The organism is Tsukamurella tyrosinosolvens, assembly GCF_900104775.1.
In the GTDB taxonomy this organism is placed as follows: Bacteria; Actinomycetota; Actinomycetes; order Mycobacteriales; family Mycobacteriaceae; genus Tsukamurella; species Tsukamurella tyrosinosolvens.
Genome location: NZ_FNSA01000003.1, coordinates 2849707 through 2868339 on the forward strand (window position 1 = coordinate 2849707; position 18633 = coordinate 2868339).

Sequence of the window (18633 nt, forward strand, 5' to 3'; positions counted from 1 at the left end):
CGAGGCGGTCCCATCGTGATTCTCCGTGCGGCCCCGTCACAGTCGCACCAGGGTGTGGTCTCGGACGACGTCTGCCGTTCTCCGGCACTGCGGACAGAACCACGCGACGGAGCACTCGCGGGAGACGTACTTGCGTAACGAGCGCTGCAGCCACCGGGCGCAGGGGTCACACACCACTCCACGAGCCCGCTCGTGCTGGACGGTGAGGCACGGTTCCAGCGTCAGGCGCCACAGCGCGGGACCGTGGTAGGCCCGGGCTCCGCGCTCGGCCCCGACGAGATGCGCGTGGCACGTGATCCGTCTGCTGAGCATCCGCTCCAGCGCCTCGACCTCCTCGATGCCTGACGGGCCGAGGCCACTGATGTCTTCGAAGGCCCGAGTCACGTCCGGGTCGATCCGCTCTCGCATACACCCTCCTAGTCTCTATTTTAGAGATTATCAGGAAGTGGTGGAAGGTCAAGATTTTCGATGAGGCGCGCCATTGGGGCGGTGAATCCGCCCCAGAGGTCAGGACGCGGTCTGAGCGGCGGTCGCGGTGTCCGCATCGACGACTTCCATGTGGCTCCAGAAGCCCGACGCCCACACCACGTAGCGGATCTCCCCCCGCGTGTTGTCCGCGTGCGCGAGATGCAGGGTTCCGTTCCGGTCGACCTCGTCGTAGCTCACGCTGTCGTACCGCACGGGGGTGTCCTTGCCGGCCGGGTAGACGAGAACGGCCTCGAGGCTGGGGTTGTTGTTCGACATGGGGTTCCTCTCGGGGTGGATTGGGCGGAGCTTCTGCCCAGCGACCTGTTGGGGGCCGCTAGGAGGTCTAGGCGGCGACGGTCTCCCCGCCGGCCTCGTGGAGCCGATGGAAGACCGACAATGCGGTGCGCTGCCAGGATTCGGCGACATGGAACGACCGAATCGTGTCGGCCGCCTCCGGTGCGGTGGCGAGGAACGCCATGATGGCGCCGTCGCGGAGGTAGAACTGGGTGCCGTAGTAGTTGCCGGCGGCCCGCATGCCGGAGTCGATGCCCGTGACGTAACTGCCCAGGCGCGGCTCCCGCTCCAGGGCTGCGAAGCGCTCGGATGAGCCGGTCGCGCGGTCCGCGGCGGTGCGCCGGGACGGCACCAGGAGCCCGAGCTTGACGCTCAGGCGCCACCCCGGCGCAGGCGCACCGTCGCCGGCGGGCGCGAACCCGGCGACACGCGTCACCCCGAGAGAGCTCTGGGTGTAGACCTCCTCGAAGGACGATCCCGCCTCCTCGGCGAGCACGGTGATGTCGCGAACCCACTGAGCGTGAGCCGCCTCGAAGACCTGCGCCTCGTCGAGGTGGATGGGGTCCGTAGTGATCCACCAGGCGGCCGGCGTTCCCGCGGGTACCGGGGCCAGGAGCTTCGCGAGCTTGTCCAAGTCAGGGGTGAGCATGTCGGTCTTCTTTCGCGCGTGGTTGGTCGGGAGGGCAGTCGCGTCGGTCAGTCCGGCGCTTCGCCGTCGGGCAGGAGGTGTTCGAGCACCCAGGGCGGGACGTCTTCGGACCCGGCGTGCCACACGCGGTAGGTCAGCTCGTCGCCGTGTTCGCCGCCGGCGAGCAGAACCGGCCCCCAGGCGAGCACCGCCCACGCGCCGCGGATCGCGTCCGCGACGACGCTCTGGACCTCGTGCGGGCAGAACAGCTGGCCGGATTCGGACCGTGGCGGGGCGACATCCCAGTCACTCACCAGAGCGGCGAGAATCTCGTCGTCGTGCCCATGCATCGTGTCCACCTCCTCAGCTCGCCACGGGAAGCGTGAAGGACGAGACCCGGTACCCCAGCTGTGCGAGCGCGAGCTCGGGGTCCGTAGTGCCGGCGACGGAGCGGTGCTGCCAGAAGTCGGCGATGTCGCCGTCCGAGGCTGCGGGGTACACGTGGCAGCTGTTGCGCGGCGGGTCCGGGATGACGAGGACTGCGCGCGGTACGTCGGCGCCGACGACCATCGGCCGGCTCAGGAGGTAGTAGCGCTGCTCGGTGCCGATCCGGCTTCCGCGACGGTGCCGGACGCTCTCCATCGCGACGGGGCGCGAATCCACGGGCACGTCAGTGGTGGCATCGAAATCAGCCATGGTCAGGTCCTCTCGGCCGCAGGCAATCAGGTCAGGCATCGCAGGTCTACTCGATTCCGTGGATCGGGTTGGTGGGCGGCGCGGGTCTAGCACCGTATTCCGGAGCACTGACGGATTTGGGCCTGGCGAGTGGGCCGCCGCACGTACAGACGGACCTCGAAGTCCTAATCGAGAACCCCTTCCTCTTCCCAGCCGTGACCGGCTCTCGCATCGCTCGGACCGAGATGCAGAGCGACGAGGGCGTTGATCACACCGACACAGAAGCGTCCGGCACCTCACCGTCAGACTCTCTATTTTAGAGATTAGCACGAGGCACGCGTGCCTCAAAGCCGAACAGGATCGGCCTGCCTCACAGCCGTGCTCACCAGACAGCCTCTCGAGTGACACGGTGGCCAACGGCCGAGAGATGCAGACCTCGACTGGCGCAGCCCTCGCACCGGTGGAACGCACCCCTGGAAGGTTCGTGAGACGGCCCTCGACGTTCCGCTGAATCAAGCGCGCTCCAGCGCCACCAGATGCTGCTCCGTAGCCCACCCGGAGTCGCCCCGACTGGTCAATTGGTGCGCGATGCCGGCGTGGGCGGTGTGGGCGTCGAGCCCCTCGGCTGCCGAACGCCACTAAGCCCTGCAACCAAGCCGGGGCCGCGGTACCCGAAGTCCCGTCGCGAGCAACGGCGTAGGGAAGCTCCGACAGAGCCGAGCCATACGGATTTGACACACCACCTGCCCGTGCAGGGGTGCAGCGGAACGGCACCCGAAGTGCCGAGAAGTGGGAGATTCGACCTCGCGTGGTCGGCTGCATCGCTACCCTCCGGACGTTTGACGGCTCGCTGAAGAGAGGGGTATTCCCCCTCTTCGCGACCGCTGTCCGAGTTACTCAGGGCAACGAGAAAATGTCCATCACAGGCGACTGAGATGCGCTGACGCGAACGATAGCACGTCGCACGAAACTCGCCACAGAAACGACAAGTTGTCTAGTCGGACGACTACCGCGCCTGCCAAGAAGCCGCCTGCGAACGAGCGATGGAGACCAAGCGCTCCAAGCCGAAGTTCAGATCGATCAGATGCGTCTGATACAGGGGCAACTCGTTAATGGTCTGAGGCCCCGACAGTGTGATGCGGTAGAGATTGTTCTTGCCGCCAGTGCACTGCCCGACACCACGGCCCGCACCGATCGTCCACGTGCTCGACGACGTCGGCCAGCCTTGCGGGTAGGCCGTGACCTGAAGGAGGGCGGCCATCAGCCCTGGCGCGAATGGGCGACTGGGCATCGTGACTCCCACAGGCCCCTGCTCGTCTGCGAGTTTGGCAGGGTCTGTGCACACGACGGCGCGCCCGGCGCCGACGGGGAGTCCGACAGCGGCGCCGGTGACATCTTCGGCACTATCTCCGAACAAGGAGAGCGCGGGAGATGACGCGCTTGTCGAGTACGCGACGACGCAGCCGTACTCACCTCGGCTGGTGCATGTCGGGATGTTGCGGAAGTCGCCCCCTCGCGTGGAGCCGGGTGCTGTAGTCACGTTCCCGCCCAGCAGAAACGCACCTACCACCTTCGAGCGCACCGAGGCGTTCGAGTCCACTTCCTCTCGGAGCAGTTTGCGCAGCATGTGCGTCCCCTGGGAGTGCCCCAAGAACACGACGCCGCGCCCTCCGTTGTCGCGCGAAAGATAGTCGCGCCACGCGGAACGTACGGCTTCATAGGCCGTGTCGAATGCCGGCTTGATACTCAAGAGCGACGCCGGTGCGAGCGCGGCGAGCGGGACCTGCGGGTAGAGCGGTGCGAACACACGACACATCCCGGAGAAGCGGGCTGCCTGCATTGTCGCGATCGACCGCACCTCCGGCGACGCAACGGCCTGGGCGTTGAGGGCAAGGTCGTTGCTCACAGTGGGGTACACGTAGAAGCAGTCGACGGGCTGATCCGAAGCTTTCGGGAGGCCCGCTTTGGTCACCTTGCCAGTTCCGAGGTCTGTGATGTCCATGGGGACAACACACGGATTTGCTACCCCGGGTCGACACAGCCAACCCGTCTTGCCTGGCGCTGCGCTGGCACCACCGGCCGCCGTTGTCAGCACGCCCATCGCCAACGCTGCAGCTGCCAGAGCGGAGATCCCGCTGGTCGAGAATCTGGTCACCATCCACGTCACCTTTTCGGCTGCACGGGGTTGTGTGGCCCCCGCTCCTGAGCGGCAAGTGTAGAGGGCACAACGGCGCTCCTGACGGAAGCTCGACCTCGCGTCGCTACATCACACAGTGCCGGCGATCTGCAGGCGAAGCCTCGTTCGACACGTATCCTTGTGATCCCTCAGCGGGCACGGCTCGCTTCCAGACCAGACAAGGGAGTCGCAGTGCAGTACGGGTGGTCAGTGCTCGCGTGCATGTTCCTAGATCAGAACGAGCCCACCGTGGACCAATTCAGCCAGGTCCTGGATGGCGAGGCTGTTCGAGGCTGGCTTCCGTGGTCTCAACGGCGATACACGCCCGGCGCCTGGCCGGTCGTCGAGCAGGCCGCACGCTTCGGAGAGCCCCGTGAAGAGGTCGTCGACCACGGGATCGTGGTACGGGCGGTTCCCATTCCGGGCCCTGATGGTGAGACCTTCGGCGTGCGAGTGTGGCAGCACAGGCATGCTCCTGAGCAGGATCCGCCCCAGGCCGGAGGCTTCACCTGGAATGAGGCCGCGCGGGTCTTCCACCAAAGCTTCGCCTGCGCCAACATGTCAGGAACGACGTACGAAGAGTTCATTGCCGACCGCCCGACTGTCGACTTCACGCGGCGGGCACTCCGGTTCGACTACGTCGCCGAACTTGTGGACATTCTGCACACGCAAACGTCCGGAAAGCGCTTCTCGCACCCCGTCACGGTTGTGCACATCCAGACCGGCGAAATCATGGCCTGGCAGATGATCCTCGAAGCTGGAGGAGATTGCGTCCGCGGCTTTTTCTACGACATGACCCCGCTCGGGGCTGTTCCGGACCTACCGTCGCCTTCTGAGTTCGCGCAACGGTACATCGCCTCTGCGGAAGGTCGCGGCTTGGCACTCGGCGTGCGTCTTGAAGATGGCGGACTCGTGATCGGGACCTGGCTTACGGATCCACCCACGGGAGTGAGCGTCGACCGGATATCGGGCGACGGCCACTATCTGGTCACTGACGACTCAAGTCGCCGACTGGCAGCAGCACGCCTCGGGGAGAGCGTGGAAGTTCATATCCGTCTCACGGACGGAGGCTGGGGCGCAGCGCAGGCATCAGTCCTTCCCTACATGCACGGCTCCCAACCGGACCAAACTCTCCTCGTGGTCGACTTCCGCCTCCCCTGACCCAGGTATCGTTCACCAGCATGGCCAACTTTGTTCGTGCACTCAACCACCGAATGCTGCAGAGGTCCCTCATACCTCCGCTTCCCGGTCTTCCACCACGGAACAGCTCAGAGTCCCTCGCGGGCAAAACCATCGCCATCACGGGCGCGTCGGCAGGCATAGGCCGCGCCGCCGCCTATCGCCTTGCGAGCCGGGGGGCGACATTGGTCCTGATCGCGCGTGGTGATGCGGGACTTAACGAGACATCGGCCGGGGTCAGCGCTCGTGGCGGCATCGCCATTCCATTGACTGCCGACCTGGCGGACGAAGCCTCCGCCATGAGAGTCATCGACGAACTGAATCGACGGAACGTAGATGTCTTGGTCAACAACGCCGGCCGATCAATCCGCCGCAAGATCGTCGACTCGACAGAGCGAATGCACGACTTCGAGCGGACGATGGCAATCAACTACTTCGCCGCTGTGCGTCTGTCCCTAGGCGTCCTCGACGGCATGCGCGAACGCGACAATGGGCAGATTGTGAACGTGTGCACCTGGGCCCTGAGGCCAGGGACCATGCCACTATTCGGCGCCTACGGCGCGTCGAAGGCCGCGTTGGAGATGTTCTCGAGAAGTCTTGGAGCGGAACTCGACGGATCCGGGGTCGCCGTCACTGTCGTCTACTTCCCCCTCGTTAAGACCGGCATGATCAGCCCAACAGAGAAGTACGACAGCCGTGTGACCCTCAGCGACGACGAAGCTGGCGAGTGGATCGAGCACGCTCTGGACGCGCGCCCGATGCGCATCGTCCCGAACCTGATGAAGGCCGCCCCGATCGCCGACGTCACCGTTCCGGGACTCATGAACAAGGTGAGCCGCATCATCAGCTGAAGCTCGTGTCCGCCCCCCCCCCGACCGGGGCACACGCGCCACACCGCGGCGCAGACCGTCCGGTCCGCCGCCGCAGAGACATCGCCGTTCGCCCCCGGATTCGAACAGCATGCGAGCCTCTTCGCGCCGGTGCTCTTTGTACGGCGGAATCGTACGTTCGAAGACCGAGAAGTTCCCTACTTGACCTGCGAAAACTGACACCGTTTCGCCCGGAACGCATACACGCAGCCGCGACACGTCAACGTCGCGTCACGAGGGGGACCCTCTGCGCACCGCCCGGAAGATTCGCATTCACGTCGGTGAGCTCCGGGCAACCCGCCCGAACAACAACCTCTATGCGAAAGACGATTTGTTTAGCAAGAGTAATTACATGTATCTACGTGCGAATATTCGCGATCTCACACATGTCTGATCTAGTTCTTTGCAATACACTAATCTGGACATGTGCGTGGTCCGGCGGAGGGGCCCCCGTCCGACGCGACGGCTGTGAATTCGTGCAGTTGGGCTTGGTTTCTGCCTACTCGGTGTCAAATTTCGCAGGTCAGAAGGGGAACATCTCTGTCGAGAACGGGACGATTCCGCCCAACTCCCGGAGCCCTGGGCACCCTTTCGAGATTCTCGAACTGTTATTCGATAATCGAATCTCGATTAGAACTCTTGGGACGCGCCTCAGGCGCGACTTTCCCTAGGCGCAGCTCAGACTTCGCGGCATGTCTTCCCCGCTCATTCCGCTCGATCCCACCGTCCCGGGCCGCACCGCCGTCGGGATCGATCCGTCTCTCACCGGAGCCGGCATCGCCGCGATCGACCTCGCTGACGGCACGCTGCAGACCGCAGTCCACTCCTCCCCTGCCCCGGAGGACAAGGGCATCGCCGGGCACGTCGCCCGGCACAGCCAGCTCGTCCACGGGATCCTCCGCCAGGTGCTCGCGTGCGACCCCGCGCTCGTGGTCATGGAGGACTTCTCCTTCACCGTCGAAGGTGCCGATACGTCCTCCGGCCGGCGCAGCTACGTCTGGTGGGCGTTGGCCGACGGCATGTACAGGCTCGGGATCCCGATGGTGACCGCAGTTCCCAGCCAGATCAAGGTCATGGCGACCAACAACGGGAACGCCAGCAAGGGTGAGATGGTCGCTGCCTACGCGTCCACGTGGCCGGACGCCGAACGCGGACCGAACATCGAGGACCGCGCCGACAGCGCGTGGGCAGCGGTGGTCGCCGGGGCACTCTTGCGCTCCCCTCACGTGCCGGTCACGCTCACCGTGAAGCGGCGCAAGACGCTCGCGAAGCTCGCCCCGCCGACCCTCACCCCGCGCATCGAAGCTCCTCGCCCGTCCCTCATCGTTCCCGCGGCCTAGACGCGCACGTCGGCGTGTCGCCGCGGCCGCCTGGGCGCGGCGCTCGATCGGCACTACCTTCCTGCGCCATGACCCGTCCCGCACCGCTCCCTGCGCCGCCCTTCATCGGCACCGTCGGGACGCCGGAGGCGCCGCCGACCGTCGATCCACAGGCGCAGCATCTCCCCCAGACGCCCTTGGCCGGCCCCCCGGCCCTCGCCCCGGTCGGCGCCGCTGCCATGCCCGCGACCGTCGGCGGGCCGCCGTCGCTCGCCACCATCGGAAGCGTGCCGGCGCCAGCGGCCCCCTCCGCGCTCAGCGCGCCCCCGACTCTCGCCACGGTGGGCGGCGCGCCCACGGCCCCTCCGGCAGCTCAGCCGGTCGCGGGTCCCTCGGGCATCCCGCCGGCGGCGAACTTCGCTCCGCCCGTCGCCTTCACGAGCCCGATCAAGATGTACGAGCCGCCGGCCGCCGCCTGGGCCAACCCTCCTGAGATCCCGGGCAAGTGGAAGCCGGAGTACACCAAGGACGGCAACGAGTACGTGGTTCCCGGCTTGGACGGCATCCGCAAGACCGACAACGTGACCAGAGCGACCACGCTGGCCAAGTCGCTCGACGACTCCACCAACCTGACCAACTGGATGCTGCGCGGCACGGTTCTCGGGCTCGCGAACAACCCGCACCTGCTCAACGGGATCGACACCACCGCGCACCCACACATCGCCACGCTCGAGTTCTTCGACCGGAAGTCGCTCGAGCGGATCGCCAACAAGGCCAAGCGCAGCGTCGGCGGCGACGACGGCAGCGTGTTCGGCAACAAGCTCCACGCGTGGCTCGAAGCCATCATCGCCGGGGCGACCACCTTCGACCAGGCACCGAAGGACTTGCAGCCCTACCTCGCAGTGCTCTTCGAGTCCATGCGTCGGCTCGGGTTCCAGTTCGTGGACAAGATGGTCGAGCGCACCGTGTTCATCCCCGCCTCCGGGCTCGTCGGCACCTTCGACTTCCTCGCCGTCACTCCCGACGGCGACTGGGTCATCGGGGACCTGAAGACCTCGAGCTCGATCGACTGGAGCTGGCTCTCGATCGCGATCCAGCTCGCCCAGTACTCCACCGCGACCATGATGTTGTCCTGGGACGGCTCGCGCTGGGAAGTCATGCCCCCTGTCTCGCGGGTCTTCGCGCTGGTCCTCTCGGTCCCCAAGGACGAGCCCATCCCGACGTGCACGCCCTACGTGGTCGACCTCAACCTCGGCAGCGAGATGATGGAGACTGCGCTGCGCGTCCAGCACCTCCACGCCGTCGCCAAGCGTGCCGCCAGCGACTCCACCGCTCTGCGCGAGGGCGACGAGCTCCTCGCCTGGACGGCCGGCGCGGAAGTCAACCTTCGCGAACTGGTGGGTCAGACGCCTCCGGCGGCCTGAGACCGCCGCGACCGCGCTTGAGCGCGCAGACCCGCCCCGCCCCCGGTACGTTGCCCGCCACAGCACGCTGGCGAAAGGGTCGAGCACGGTGGAGCATGACTCGGGACGCGAAGGCACGTCCGAGCAGCGGAGGCGCCTCGACTACGACGCCGCGTGGCAGCAGCGGTTTCTGTTGGTCGCCGAGCGCGATGCTCGCGGCCTGCCGTTGCACGGTGCCTGGCGCACCGCGTGGCTGAGTCGCCAACGACGGGCCCACGCCGCCGGCACGTTGAGCGCCGGACGAGCCGCGGCGCTCGAGAGCCTCGCCTCCTTCAGCTGGCACCCCGCGGCGGACAGCTGGTCGCGATCGCTGCGCCGCCTTCAAGACTTCGCCGAGGCCCGTGGGCGAATGCCCACCCGCGCAGATGACCAGAACCTCGCAGGCTGGGCCGCCGCGCAGCGCTTCGCCTTGCGCAACGGGACTCTCGCACCCGAGCGATGTTCGGCGCTGAGGGCGTTGCCCGGTTGGACCGAAGCCGCCAACACGACCCGGTCCGCGCCGACGTGGTTCGCGCGGGTCGACGACCTCCTCGAGCATGTCGAACGGGCGGGCCGCATGCCCCGGACGCAGTCCCCTGACCCGGCCGAGGCCGCCCTCGCCCGATGGGTGTCCACGCAGCGCGCGCAGCGCCGCGGCGGGACGCTCAGCGCCTACCGCCGACACGCCCTGGAGACGGTGCCTGGCTGGAAGTGGCGAGGACACGACTCCGCCTGGGAGGCGAACTTCCAGCTCGCACGAGCGACGCCACCTGTCGAGATCCGCCCAGGACATCCCATCTACGGATGGGTCATCCGCCAGCGGCGAGCACACAGAGCAGGTCGACTGACCCCGCGGCGGGCGCAACAGCTCGAATCTCTGCGCCTCCTCGACGCTCGAGTGCGATCCCGCCGGTGAGCGGCCCCGCCGCACCAAGCAGCGAGTCCAACCTCTCCTGACCTGGGCACTATCGGACGCCCAGACGGTCGCGAAAGAGCCACCCCGAACACGAGCATGCCGACTGCGTCGCGCAATGCGCCCATCTGTTGCGTCTTCTGCAATACTTCAAGGGACGCGACACCTGCAGCTCAAGAGGGGTAAGAAGAGATGTGCGTTAGCTGTGCCAAGTTCCCCACCAGCAACCGGAAGACCCAGCGCTGCCCGCGGACCGCGCAGTCGCGGGCCGACGACTCCCGTCGCCTGCGAACCCGCAGGGCGCGCGAGTGCGTCGCGGTGAACGCCCCCCGTGTCTTCGACGAGGCCAGCGCCTCGGCTGTCGCTGCCGTCTCGCCTGACATGCTGTCGAGCTTGCTGATCAGCCTCGAGGCCGTGTCACCCGAGATCAGCCAGGAGCTGCTGCGAACACCCAAGGGCGGAACGCGCACACCTCCGGACTCGTTCACCGACCTGCTCGCGACGGGGCCCAACGGGCAGTCGCCGGACCTGGCCAAGATCGAGATGGCTTCGGCGCTGTGTGAACGGTCGCTGATCGAAACCGGCGCCTATGCCGACCCGCTCCGCGCCGCCGCCGAGCTCGACCGGCTCGACACGCGCATCGACGCTGTCGCCTCGGGCGCGGCGTCGCCTCCTCCGCCAGGCACCAAGTTCGACGAGCTGCCGGAGGCGGTGCAGAACTTCTACCGCAGGCACACCGTCGACGAGGTCCTGTCAATGACCACGGTCTCGCAGCGGGTCGCAGACCGTCTCTTCGACGAGGCTTCCGGCCGTGCGGCGGAGTCCGCTCGGCCGCGCGTCCCCTCCGCTGCCCTCGAGGCGGAGCCGGCCCTGACTGTCGGCGACCTGATGGACCGCGCCCGTGCCGGCGAGCGCCCCGCAGTGCTCGCCGACGGGGTCGAGGTATCAGCGGATGCCCGAGGGCGCCTGACGATCGCCGTCGACGGTCTGCGCCTCCCCGTCGAGGCTAACGAGCCTGCGTCCGCTGTGCTGGCCCGGATCCCCGCAGTCGAGTTCGGCAGCAAGAAGACCAAGCGGAAGAACCCTTCGAGCATCGACGACGCCGTGGAGGCCCTGATCACCGGGAACTCACCGCGTGCACAGTCCATGCAGATCGCCGCTCGTCGCCGCACCATCGAGCGCGCCTTCTACCTGCCGAATCCGGACGACCAGAGCACCGCTGGACGGGCCCGCGCGATCGTCGCCGACCGACTTCTGTCTGCGCCTCCCGTGCCCACGAGCACGCTCCCCCTCCACTCCAGGTACGCCCGCCGTGACACCACGCGCATCGAGGGTTTCGCGGTCGCGCGCAATCTCCGCTTCGCACGGGCGGCGCGGAGCGAGTTCATGCGGAGCCTCCCCCCGGCGATGGTCTACACCGCGCCCGCGAAGGAGGCTCCCCTCAAGCGGTACGCAGGTGATGTGCCCGTCCAGGATCGAGAGGCGGCGGCCTGCGCCGGATTCCGCATCCGGCACCGGCAGAACTCACTGGACGCCGACTACCCCGGAGCGCGCGCGAAGCTCGAGGGAATCGCCTGGGACGCGACGGCGCCGACGGCGGCTGTTCCCGTCGGCCACGGCCTGTCACCTGAACACATGGACGTGCGCGCGGCGGCACCCGCGCTCATCGCCCAAGCCAATTCCGTCGCGCGGCGGGGGCACAACCCTGAGCTCGTGCCGGCCCACTCCCTGGTCGCCCAGGCGAAGCTGGAGCAGGCATTCGAGATGTGGCGCACCTGGAAGCTGCGAGACCGCACCCCGCGCGTCGTGACCGCCACGCACGTCGTTCCCTCCGCCTACCGGGACCGCGTCGATGAGTTCATCTCCGACGCCTTCCCCGACGGGGGAACCTTCACCACCCGCGGCTTCACGCTCGGCAGGTCCGACGGCGCGGTCAAGGGTGGCGCCGGGCGAGTTCGCGTCCGCTACTTCACGGGCGATGCGATGCCGGTCGCCGGCGGCGACGCGATCGGTGACGGTGAGACCTTCCGGGTCGTCGCCGCGGAGCACCTGCCGGATGGCACCGTCGAAGTGCGCGCGGTGTCCGAGCAGCTCGCCGCCGCGCTTCGTGGTGGACGCCAGAGCTCGCGACGAAAGTGAGCGCCACCTCCGGCGTGTCGACCTCGACCACTGGGGAACACGCACTTCCGCCGCTATGGTCTGCCGCACCTCCCGACACGCGACTCGTAGCCGTGCCGACCAACCACACCGAGGAGCCCGCATGAGCACAGCCACCGAACCACAGCCGCTCAGGGTCCCGGAGGGCTTCTTCGACGAGATCGAACTCCAGCTCGCGAGCGAATCCGCGGAGGAGATCTCCGACGCCGTGATCGGGACCTGCATCTCGCGGGGGATCCTCCATCCCGAGCTCGATTACGAGCCCGACGACAACCTCCGCGCCGAGGAGCTGCGCGAGGTCTTCTACCTGCTCGACGAAGTCACCGCTGCCGTCGCCGACGGCAGCATCGTCCCGCGGCGTCTCCGATACGCCGACCAGATGGACCCTCGGATGGAGCGCCAGTGGGACCGGTACACCGACGACGCGATCGACCCGGAAGCGACCCGCGCCCACCACAAGCTGGCGCACCCGCAGGCCCACGTGTCCGCGGACTCAGCGCCCGACGACGACACTTCGGCCTGACCCGCCGGGATGACCAGCGATGGCCATGACGCTCCAGCTCGCGTGCGATGACTGTGGCGAGAGCGAGGAGCTCGGAGCAGCGATGATGGAAGGCAACCTCACCGCCGACCTGGATCCGGCCGAGCTCGGCTGGCTCAGCCTCGCTGGTGAGGACTTCTGCCCTTCGTGCGCACCCGCGCACGACGAACGATGAACTTCAACGATTCACGGGAGCATGTGAGATGAAGACCTGGTTGGAGAGCGTGGAGCGGGCCGCCGACGGGACGTTCCCCGGGGAGTGGAAGCTGCTGCACGATCAGCCTGAGGGTGACAACGTGATCGTCGCGCTCGGCGAGAGCGGTTCGCCGCCCACACTGATCGCCGCGTTCGATCGCGTCGACGACGCTCAATTCCTGATCGATGCGCGGAAGTTCATGCTGGCGCGCGGCGCTCGGTAACCGAAGGGAGAAGTCAGATGCCGGTGTACGTGAGCGCGGGCGACATCGTCGACAGGTGGTGGGATCACCCGATCGAGACCGAGAAGGAGCTGCGCCGCCTGCCGGTCGAGGTCTACGCACGAGACGCCAACGGGGTCGAGTTCCGGACCGTCGGCCGCAACGACTGCGTTCGCCTCGACACCGGTGAAGTGCACGTGCCGGCGCTGCCGGCCGTGCTCATGGCTATGACAGCTTGAAGAGGCCCCGGCTCGACGGCTAGACCTGGCCCCGTTTGCGACTCGCCGGTGGTGTTGCGACGGTTTGATCTGGCCCCACCTGATGGTTGCTCGTGAACATCGTTTCCGAGCCGAAGCAGGTGGTGGCCAATGATGGGATCGAAGGTGGAGCTGTTCGCGCAGATCCGGCGGGACGCCCGGGTCGAGGGCATGAGTATCCGGGCGTTGGCTCGCAAGCATGGCGTGCACCGGAGGACGGTGCGGCAGGCGTTGTCATCGGCGGAGCCGCCGCCGCGGAAGACGCCGGAGCGGTCGTCGCCGCGGTTGGACCGGTTCAAGGCGGCGATTGATGAGATGTTGCGGTCGGATCTGGATGCTCCGCGTAAGCAGCGGCACACCGCGACGCGGATCCGGGAACGCCTGGCGATCGAGCACGATGCGGTCGAGTTGTCGTATTCGACGGTGCGGGACTACGTGCGGGTCCGGCGGGCGCAGATCGAGGTGGAGGCCGGCCGCCGGACGGAGGTGTTCATCGCCCAGGACCACGCCCCGGGCGCGGAGGCGGAGGTCGACTTCGGCGAGGTCTGGGTGATCCTGGGCGGGGTGAAGACCAAGTGCCACATGTTCGTCTACCGGCTCTCGCACTCGGGCAAGGCCATTCACCGGGTCTATCCGACCGGCGGGCAGGAAGCGTTCCTCGAAGGGCACGTCGAGGCGTTCCGCGAGCTCGGCGGGGTCCCGACCCGGCATATCCGCTACGACAATCTCACCTCGGCGGTGGTCGCGGTCCTGCAGGGCGGAGACCGGCGGCGACAGGAGAACCCGCGGTGGACGTTGTTTCACTCGCACTACGGATTCGATCCGTTCTACTGCCAGCCCGGCATCGCCGGGGCGCACGAGAAGGGCGGCGTTGAAGGCGAGGTCGGATGGTTCCGCCGCAACCGGCTGACCCCAATGCCGCAGGTCGAGTCCCTCGATGAGCTCAACGAGCAGATCAAAGCCTGGGAGGACCGCGACGAGGGCCGCCGGATCGACGGACGACTGCGCACCATCGGCCAGGACTACGAGCACGACCGAGCAGCGCTCGCGCCGCTGCCGGTGGAGGATTTCGACCCGGGCCTGATCCTCACACCACGGGTCGATCGGTCGGCGATGATCACCGTTCGGATGGTGAAGTATTCGGTGCCGGCGCACCTGATCGGCCGCCGAGTCCGCGTCTCACTACAAGCCTCCCAGCTGCTGGTCTACGACGGCCGGACCCTGGTCGCGCGGCATCCACGGGTCGCCGGCCGCGGCACCGCGAAGATCGACCTCGACCACTACCTCGAGGTGCTCAAGTTCAAACCCGGTGCCCTGCCGGGATCAACGGCGTTGGCGCAGGCCCGCGCTGCCGGGGTGTTCACCGCCAGCCATGATGCGTTCTGGGCCGCCGCCCGACGAGTCAACGGCGACACCGACGGCACCAGCGAGCTGATCGACGTCCTGCTGCTGCACCGCAGCCTGCCCGCCGCGGCGGTGATCGCCGGCATCGATGCTGCATTGCGGGTCGGGGCGGTGAGCGCCGAGGTCGTCGCCGTTGAGGCTCGCCGCGCCGAAGCCCGCCTGCTCGCGCACGCCTCGGTCGCTGCCGACCAGACAGGTGGGGCCAACGCTGGCCGTCATCTCGATCGCCATGCCGAACGACGCGAGCAACGAGTTGTCAGCCTCACCCAACGACGGCTCGCAGACCCCGCGGCGGTGATCGCCGGCCTGCCACCCGACCGGCGACCGCTGCCCAGCGTTACGGCCTACGACCGCCTGCTCCCGCAGCACCGGCGACGCACTGCCTCCGACGCGCTACCTGCGTCGCTGGACCCACCACCGATTGAGTCGCTGGACCCACCACCGATTGAAAGGCCCACCCGGCTATGACCGCAACCGCCAATAAGAACCAGACGAATGCGCTGGCCCCGTCGTTGCGCCGCCGGGGCGGCCTCACCGAAGAAGCCGCCCTCGCCGCCGTTGACCAGGCCTGCCGGCGCCTACGCCTGCCGACAGTGCGGTCGATGATCGACCAGCACCTCACCGCCGCCGCCAAGCAGCAATTGTCCTACCAGGGGTTCCTCGCCGAACTCCTGCTCGCCGAAGTCGACGACCGGGACCGCCGCTCCACTGTTCGCCGCGTCAAAGCCGCGGGGTTCCCGCGGGAGAAGTGGCTGGCGGACTTCGACTTCGACGCCAACCCCGACATCGAACCCGCCACCATCCACCAGCTCGCCACCGGCGACTGGATCCGCCACGGACTGCCGCTCTGCCTCATCGGCGACTCCGGAACCGGCAAATCCCATCTGCTGATCGGATTGGGAACCGCTGCCGCCGAGCAAGGCTTTAGAGTCCGCTACACCCTCGCCACCAAACTAGTGAACGAGCTGGTCGAGGCCGCTGACGAGAAGCAGCTCGCGAAGACCATCAACCGCTACGGCCGCGTTGACCTGCTCATCATCGACGAGCTCGGCTACATGGAACTCGATCGCCGCGGCGCCGAACTGCTCTTCCAAGTCCTCACCGAACGCGAAGAGAAGAACAGCGTCGCGATCGCTTCCAACCAGTCCTTCTCCGGCTGGACAGACACCTTCACCGACCCACGACTCTGCGCCGCGATCGTCGACCGGCTCACCTACCGCGGCACCATCATCGAAACCGGCACTCACAGCTACCGCCTGGCTCACACCGAAGCAGCAGCTACCGCGGGCTAAGCGCGGCGTTCGTCCTTGACTACCGACAGATGCCGGCGCAAGGCCCGGTTCTGGTGAGTGACATAAACCACGGTCCACCGGGTCGTCAGGTTCGGCAGTGGCTCCCCGTCTTTAATCTTCACCCGGACCGATACCTGATCACCGAGCTGATCATCACGCGCGATCACGAACTCGGCATACGCACGCACCGACTCGCGATCCCAACCAGTCGGCGCAACCACACTGCGCACCCGCGGCCGCCCATCCACACCCCGGACTCTAGCGGCTCAGGGCCCCACTCAGGTGGGGCCGAATGAAACCGCCCTACCGGGGCCAGATCAACTTGACATAGCCATGCTCACCTGAGACCACGAACAACCGACCAGGAGCACGAACATGACGAAGAGCATTAGTGACCCCGTACAGGCCGTCCTCGCTGAGGAGCTCGCCGACCGGACCGAGGACTGGTCGGATCTCGCGGCCGGCATCGCGACGATCCTCCACTCCCGCTTCGAGATCGTCGAGCGCCCCTAGGCGGCCAGTCGGCAGGTTCCCCAGAGAAGCAGAAACCCCGCACGGCCCTCCGAGGACGTGCGGGGTTTCTGCTTCTCTGCTGTCCGGCGGCTACGCGATCGCCGGCAGGTGCGTGATGCTGTAGCCGGCGAGGATCTGCGCCATCGCTCCGTGGATGTCCTCGGCGGAGAGCTGCATCAGCTCTGCGTCGCTGAGCGCGCTCAGGTCGCCGCCGCTGCGCATGAGGCGCTTGGCCGCGAGCCCCTGAGCCTGCTCGAAGACGTTGCGCGCGAAGCGGCCGTTGCCGGCGTTGTCGAGGACCTTCTTCCGCGATGCGTCCGTGTCGTGCATGATCTCGATCGTCTGCTTGAAGAAGTTCTCGGCCCGCGGGTCGATCGACCGCCCGTCGGCGACCGCCATCCCGTTGATGATCCGCCACATCTCGTCGGCGCTGTACGTCTTGAAGCTCAGCGAGTACGCGAAGCGGCTCTTCAGGCCCGGGTTCTCCTGCAGGAAGCGTTCGATCGGCGCCTCGTAGCCCGCGATGATCACGATGATGTCGTCCCGGTGGTTGTCCATGTACTCGAGCAGCGCGGTGAGTGCCTCGTGACCGAACGCGTCCTTCTGCCCGGGGCGTTCCTGCACGAGCTCGTACGCCTCGTCGATGAAGATCACTCCGCCGCGGGCCTCTTCGAGCTTCGCGAGGGTCTTCGGCCCCGACTGGCCTTCGTACTCCGCGACGAGCTTCGCGCGGTTCGCGTCGACGAGCGTCTCGTGCCGGATCACACCCAGCCCGTAGTAGAGCGCGACGACCAGCTGCGCGATCGTAGTCTTGCCGGTCCCGGGCGGGCCCTTGAAGATCAGGTGGCGCGTCTTCGGCTTGACTGCCAGCCCGCGGCGCCGCTGCTCGTTCTCGAACGCGATCTCGAGGCCCATCGTCTCGATGCGCTCCTTGATCTGCTGCATCCCGTCGAGTCGATCGAGGACTTCGAGCGCGTCCGTGAGGGTGGTCCGGCGCTCCTCCTGTGACGACGTCCGCTCGAAGTCGGCGACGTCGGGCTCGGTGGCGGGGTCCCACGGGTCCGTGCGGGCGGCGATCACCGCCGCGGTGGTGATCCGCATCTTCCGGGACTTGTTCTGCAGTGCGTCCTGCAGCGCGTCGGTCCCGGTCTGGAACTGCAGGCCACCCGAGAACGCCTTCTGCGCTCCCTCTTCGTCGCCGGCTGCACGCCGTGAGAGGCCGAGCTCGAGGGACGCCCAGCCGCCGACTGCGCGGTACCCCGCCTGCACTGCGTGCTCGAGCTTCTCCTGGCCGATCGCGTGCGAGCCCATGTGGGCCAGAGCAGTGCCGGTCATGGCGTGGCCGTAGGCAAGCAGGATCTGGTCGAAGTCGCCCGAGCTTCCCGCGGTCGTGAGCGGCGAGACGGCGGCGATCACGTCGTCCCAGCGCTCGGTCTCGTACATCAGCAGCCCACGCACCGCGGCGATGGCCTTCGTTGCCACAGCGGCGTTCTCGGAATGCAGCGTCGGCGCCGCCTCCGCCAGCTGGAGCTCGGCGGCTGCCTCCGCGTAGCGGCCCTCGGACACGAGCAGCGCCGCGTATCCGGCGCGGATCTGGCCGCGGGAGCTCAGCGGGAAGACGATCGGGATCTTCGGCAGCACCCAGGTCGTGGTGAGGCCGTGCTCCGCGTAGCCCTCCCAGACCGCCGTCGTCATCTCGTCGTACGTGTCGAGGGTGTCGCGGATCTTCTTGATCTCGTCGAGCGGAGTCAGCTCGCGTCCGAGCTTGTCCCGCGCGAAGGCGAGAGCTCGGTGCGGGTCGCAGTAGTTCTCCCACCCCTCGGTGACGTAGATGAGCGTGTGCATTGCGGAGGTGTAGTTCTCCTGCTGCAGCGCCTCCATTGCGAGCGAGAAGTACTCCTGAGCTTGGGCATCGGGCACGTCGAGTGCTCCTTTCGGACGGGCGAGTCGTCGATTCGACGGCACGATCCCCCGGGCCCGCCCGCGACGACGACTATGGCGCGGTGAACAGACCTGCCCCGCCCGAAGTCGTCGCGGGCCGCGAGGAAACGGCTTCCCTGATCCCGGACACCTGTTCGTTCACCGCGTCG

Annotated in this window: 21 protein-coding genes; 13 read left to right on the forward strand and 8 right to left on the reverse strand. The window is 67.3% G+C overall.

The annotated features are described in order from the left end of the window. Positions 1–36: 36 nt before the first annotated feature. The 6 genes from BLW32_RS16155 to BLW32_RS16180 form a co-directional block, all read right to left on the reverse strand. Complete coding sequence (locus BLW32_RS16155; RefSeq protein WP_068742716.1) at positions 37–408, reverse strand: hypothetical protein; 372 nt, start codon at positions 406–408, stop codon at positions 37–39. A 99-nt stretch (positions 409–507) separates the two neighbouring features. Further along, positions 508–744, reverse strand: coding sequence for a hypothetical protein (locus BLW32_RS16160; RefSeq protein WP_068742715.1), 237 nt, complete (start codon positions 742–744; stop codon positions 508–510). A 67-nt stretch (positions 745–811) separates the two neighbouring features. After that, entirely contained in the window at positions 812–1411 is a 600-nt protein-coding gene (locus BLW32_RS16165) for a hypothetical protein (protein WP_068742714.1), read from the reverse strand. A gap of 47 nt (positions 1412–1458) precedes the next feature. Then, complete coding sequence (locus tag BLW32_RS16170; RefSeq protein ID WP_139286221.1) at positions 1459–1740, reverse strand: hypothetical protein; 282 nt, start codon at positions 1738–1740, stop codon at positions 1459–1461. Between the two features lie 13 nt (positions 1741–1753). Then, positions 1754–2086, reverse strand: a complete 333-nt coding sequence (locus BLW32_RS28185) for a hypothetical protein (RefSeq protein ID WP_074850635.1) — start codon at positions 2084–2086, stop codon at positions 1754–1756. 985 nt (positions 2087–3071) lie between these two features. Then, entirely contained in the window at positions 3072–4067 is a 996-nt protein-coding gene (locus tag BLW32_RS16180; protein WP_231857439.1) for a DUF3089 domain-containing protein, read from the reverse strand. Between the two features lie 423 nt (positions 4068–4490). Between BLW32_RS16180 and BLW32_RS16185 the strand changes: the two genes are divergently transcribed. The 12 genes from BLW32_RS16185 (at position 4491) to istB (ending at position 16030) form a co-directional block, all read left to right on the forward strand. Continuing rightward, complete coding sequence (locus BLW32_RS16185) at positions 4491–5402, forward strand: GAF domain-containing protein (RefSeq protein WP_139286222.1); 912 nt, start codon at positions 4491–4493, stop codon at positions 5400–5402. 20 nt (positions 5403–5422) lie between these two features. Then, positions 5423–6271, forward strand: a complete 849-nt coding sequence (locus tag BLW32_RS16190) for an SDR family NAD(P)-dependent oxidoreductase (RefSeq protein WP_082791543.1) — start codon at positions 5423–5425, stop codon at positions 6269–6271. A 710-nt stretch (positions 6272–6981) separates the two neighbouring features. Continuing rightward, a complete protein-coding gene (locus BLW32_RS16195) occupies positions 6982–7629 on the forward strand; it encodes a hypothetical protein (protein WP_068742708.1) in 648 nt (215 codons plus the stop codon). A 68-nt stretch (positions 7630–7697) separates the two neighbouring features. Further along, complete coding sequence (locus BLW32_RS16200) at positions 7698–9032, forward strand: hypothetical protein (RefSeq protein WP_068742707.1); 1335 nt, start codon at positions 7698–7700, stop codon at positions 9030–9032. Between the two features lie 88 nt (positions 9033–9120). After that, positions 9121–9966 carry a helicase associated domain-containing protein gene (locus tag BLW32_RS16205; RefSeq protein WP_068742706.1) on the forward strand — a complete coding sequence of 282 codons (846 nt, stop codon included), beginning with the start codon at positions 9121–9123 and terminating at the stop codon, positions 9964–9966. Between the two features lie 315 nt (positions 9967–10281). Continuing rightward, positions 10282–12102 (forward strand): hypothetical protein, encoded by a 1821-nt coding sequence (locus BLW32_RS16210; protein ID WP_068742705.1) that lies wholly within the window; start codon positions 10282–10284, stop codon positions 12100–12102. A 121-nt stretch (positions 12103–12223) separates the two neighbouring features. Beyond that, the gene (locus BLW32_RS16215; RefSeq protein ID WP_068742704.1) at positions 12224–12643 is read left to right on the forward strand and encodes a hypothetical protein; all 420 of its coding nucleotides are present in this window, start codon (positions 12224–12226) and stop codon (positions 12641–12643) included. A 25-nt stretch (positions 12644–12668) separates the two neighbouring features. Continuing rightward, positions 12669–12836, forward strand: coding sequence for a hypothetical protein (locus tag BLW32_RS27770; protein ID WP_156486424.1), 168 nt, complete (start codon positions 12669–12671; stop codon positions 12834–12836). A 28-nt stretch (positions 12837–12864) separates the two neighbouring features. Next, a complete protein-coding gene (locus BLW32_RS16220) occupies positions 12865–13080 on the forward strand; it encodes a hypothetical protein (RefSeq protein WP_068742703.1) in 216 nt (71 codons plus the stop codon). 17 nt (positions 13081–13097) lie between these two features. Further along, complete coding sequence (locus BLW32_RS16225; protein ID WP_068742702.1) at positions 13098–13316, forward strand: hypothetical protein; 219 nt, start codon at positions 13098–13100, stop codon at positions 13314–13316. A gap of 132 nt (positions 13317–13448) precedes the next feature. Further along, positions 13449–15206, forward strand: a complete 1758-nt coding sequence (istA, locus tag BLW32_RS16230) for an IS21 family transposase (protein WP_231703188.1) — start codon at positions 13449–13451, stop codon at positions 15204–15206. Then, positions 15203–16030 (forward strand): IS21-like element helper ATPase IstB, encoded by an 828-nt coding sequence (istB, locus tag BLW32_RS16235; protein WP_068526535.1) that lies wholly within the window; start codon positions 15203–15205, stop codon positions 16028–16030. The genes istA and istB overlap by 4 nt, the downstream gene beginning before the upstream one ends. Here the strand turns inward: istB and BLW32_RS27175 are convergent. Next, positions 16027–16278 carry a hypothetical protein gene (locus tag BLW32_RS27175; RefSeq protein WP_133298647.1) on the reverse strand — a complete coding sequence of 84 codons (252 nt, stop codon included), beginning with the start codon at positions 16276–16278 and terminating at the stop codon, positions 16027–16029. The two genes, istB and BLW32_RS27175, sit on opposite strands and share 4 nt — an antisense overlap. 127 nt (positions 16279–16405) lie before the next feature. Between BLW32_RS27175 and BLW32_RS27775 the strand changes: the two genes are divergently transcribed. Next, on the forward strand, positions 16406–16543 hold the full coding sequence (locus BLW32_RS27775; RefSeq protein ID WP_156486444.1) for a hypothetical protein: 138 nt from the start codon (positions 16406–16408) through the stop codon (positions 16541–16543). Between the two features lie 90 nt (positions 16544–16633). Here BLW32_RS27775 and BLW32_RS16240 read toward each other — a convergent pair whose 3' ends face one another. Beyond that, positions 16634–18463 carry an AAA family ATPase gene (locus BLW32_RS16240; protein WP_068742995.1) on the reverse strand — a complete coding sequence of 610 codons (1830 nt, stop codon included), beginning with the start codon at positions 18461–18463 and terminating at the stop codon, positions 16634–16636. Positions 18464–18633: the final 170 nt, after the last annotated feature.

Excerpts from the sequence above, each read along its gene's own strand:
- BLW32_RS16160 (WP_068742715.1), bottom strand. The coding sequence starts at position 744 with ATGTCGAACAACAACCCCAGCCTCGAGGCCGTTCTCGTCTACCCGGCC.
- BLW32_RS16155 (WP_068742716.1), bottom strand. The coding sequence starts at position 408 with ATGCGAGAGCGGATCGACCCGGACGTGACTCGGGCCTTCGAAGACATC.
- istA (WP_231703188.1), top strand. The coding sequence starts at position 13,449 with ATGGGATCGAAGGTGGAGCTGTTCGCGCAGATCCGGCGGGACGCCCGG.
- BLW32_RS16165 (WP_068742714.1), bottom strand. The coding sequence starts at position 1,411 with ATGCTCACCCCTGACTTGGACAAGCTCGCGAAGCTCCTGGCCCCGGTA.
- BLW32_RS28185 (WP_074850635.1), bottom strand. The coding sequence starts at position 2,086 with ATGGCTGATTTCGATGCCACCACTGACGTGCCCGTGGATTCGCGCCCC.
- BLW32_RS16190 (WP_082791543.1), top strand. The coding sequence starts at position 5,423 with ATGGCCAACTTTGTTCGTGCACTCAACCACCGAATGCTGCAGAGGTCC.
- BLW32_RS16170 (WP_139286221.1), bottom strand. The coding sequence starts at position 1,740 with ATGCATGGGCACGACGACGAGATTCTCGCCGCTCTGGTGAGTGACTGG.
- BLW32_RS16225 (WP_068742702.1), top strand. The coding sequence starts at position 13,098 with ATGCCGGTGTACGTGAGCGCGGGCGACATCGTCGACAGGTGGTGGGAT.
- BLW32_RS16180 (WP_231857439.1), bottom strand. The coding sequence starts at position 4,067 with ATGGACATCACAGACCTCGGAACTGGCAAGGTGACCAAAGCGGGCCTC.
- BLW32_RS27775 (WP_156486444.1), top strand. The coding sequence starts at position 16,406 with ATGACGAAGAGCATTAGTGACCCCGTACAGGCCGTCCTCGCTGAGGAG.
- BLW32_RS16215 (WP_068742704.1), top strand. The coding sequence starts at position 12,224 with ATGAGCACAGCCACCGAACCACAGCCGCTCAGGGTCCCGGAGGGCTTC.
- BLW32_RS16195 (WP_068742708.1), top strand. The coding sequence starts at position 6,982 with ATGTCTTCCCCGCTCATTCCGCTCGATCCCACCGTCCCGGGCCGCACC.
- BLW32_RS16200 (WP_068742707.1), top strand. The coding sequence starts at position 7,698 with ATGACCCGTCCCGCACCGCTCCCTGCGCCGCCCTTCATCGGCACCGTC.
- istB (WP_068526535.1), top strand. The coding sequence starts at position 15,203 with ATGACCGCAACCGCCAATAAGAACCAGACGAATGCGCTGGCCCCGTCG.
- BLW32_RS27770 (WP_156486424.1), top strand. The coding sequence starts at position 12,669 with ATGACGCTCCAGCTCGCGTGCGATGACTGTGGCGAGAGCGAGGAGCTC.
- BLW32_RS16220 (WP_068742703.1), top strand. The coding sequence starts at position 12,865 with ATGAAGACCTGGTTGGAGAGCGTGGAGCGGGCCGCCGACGGGACGTTC.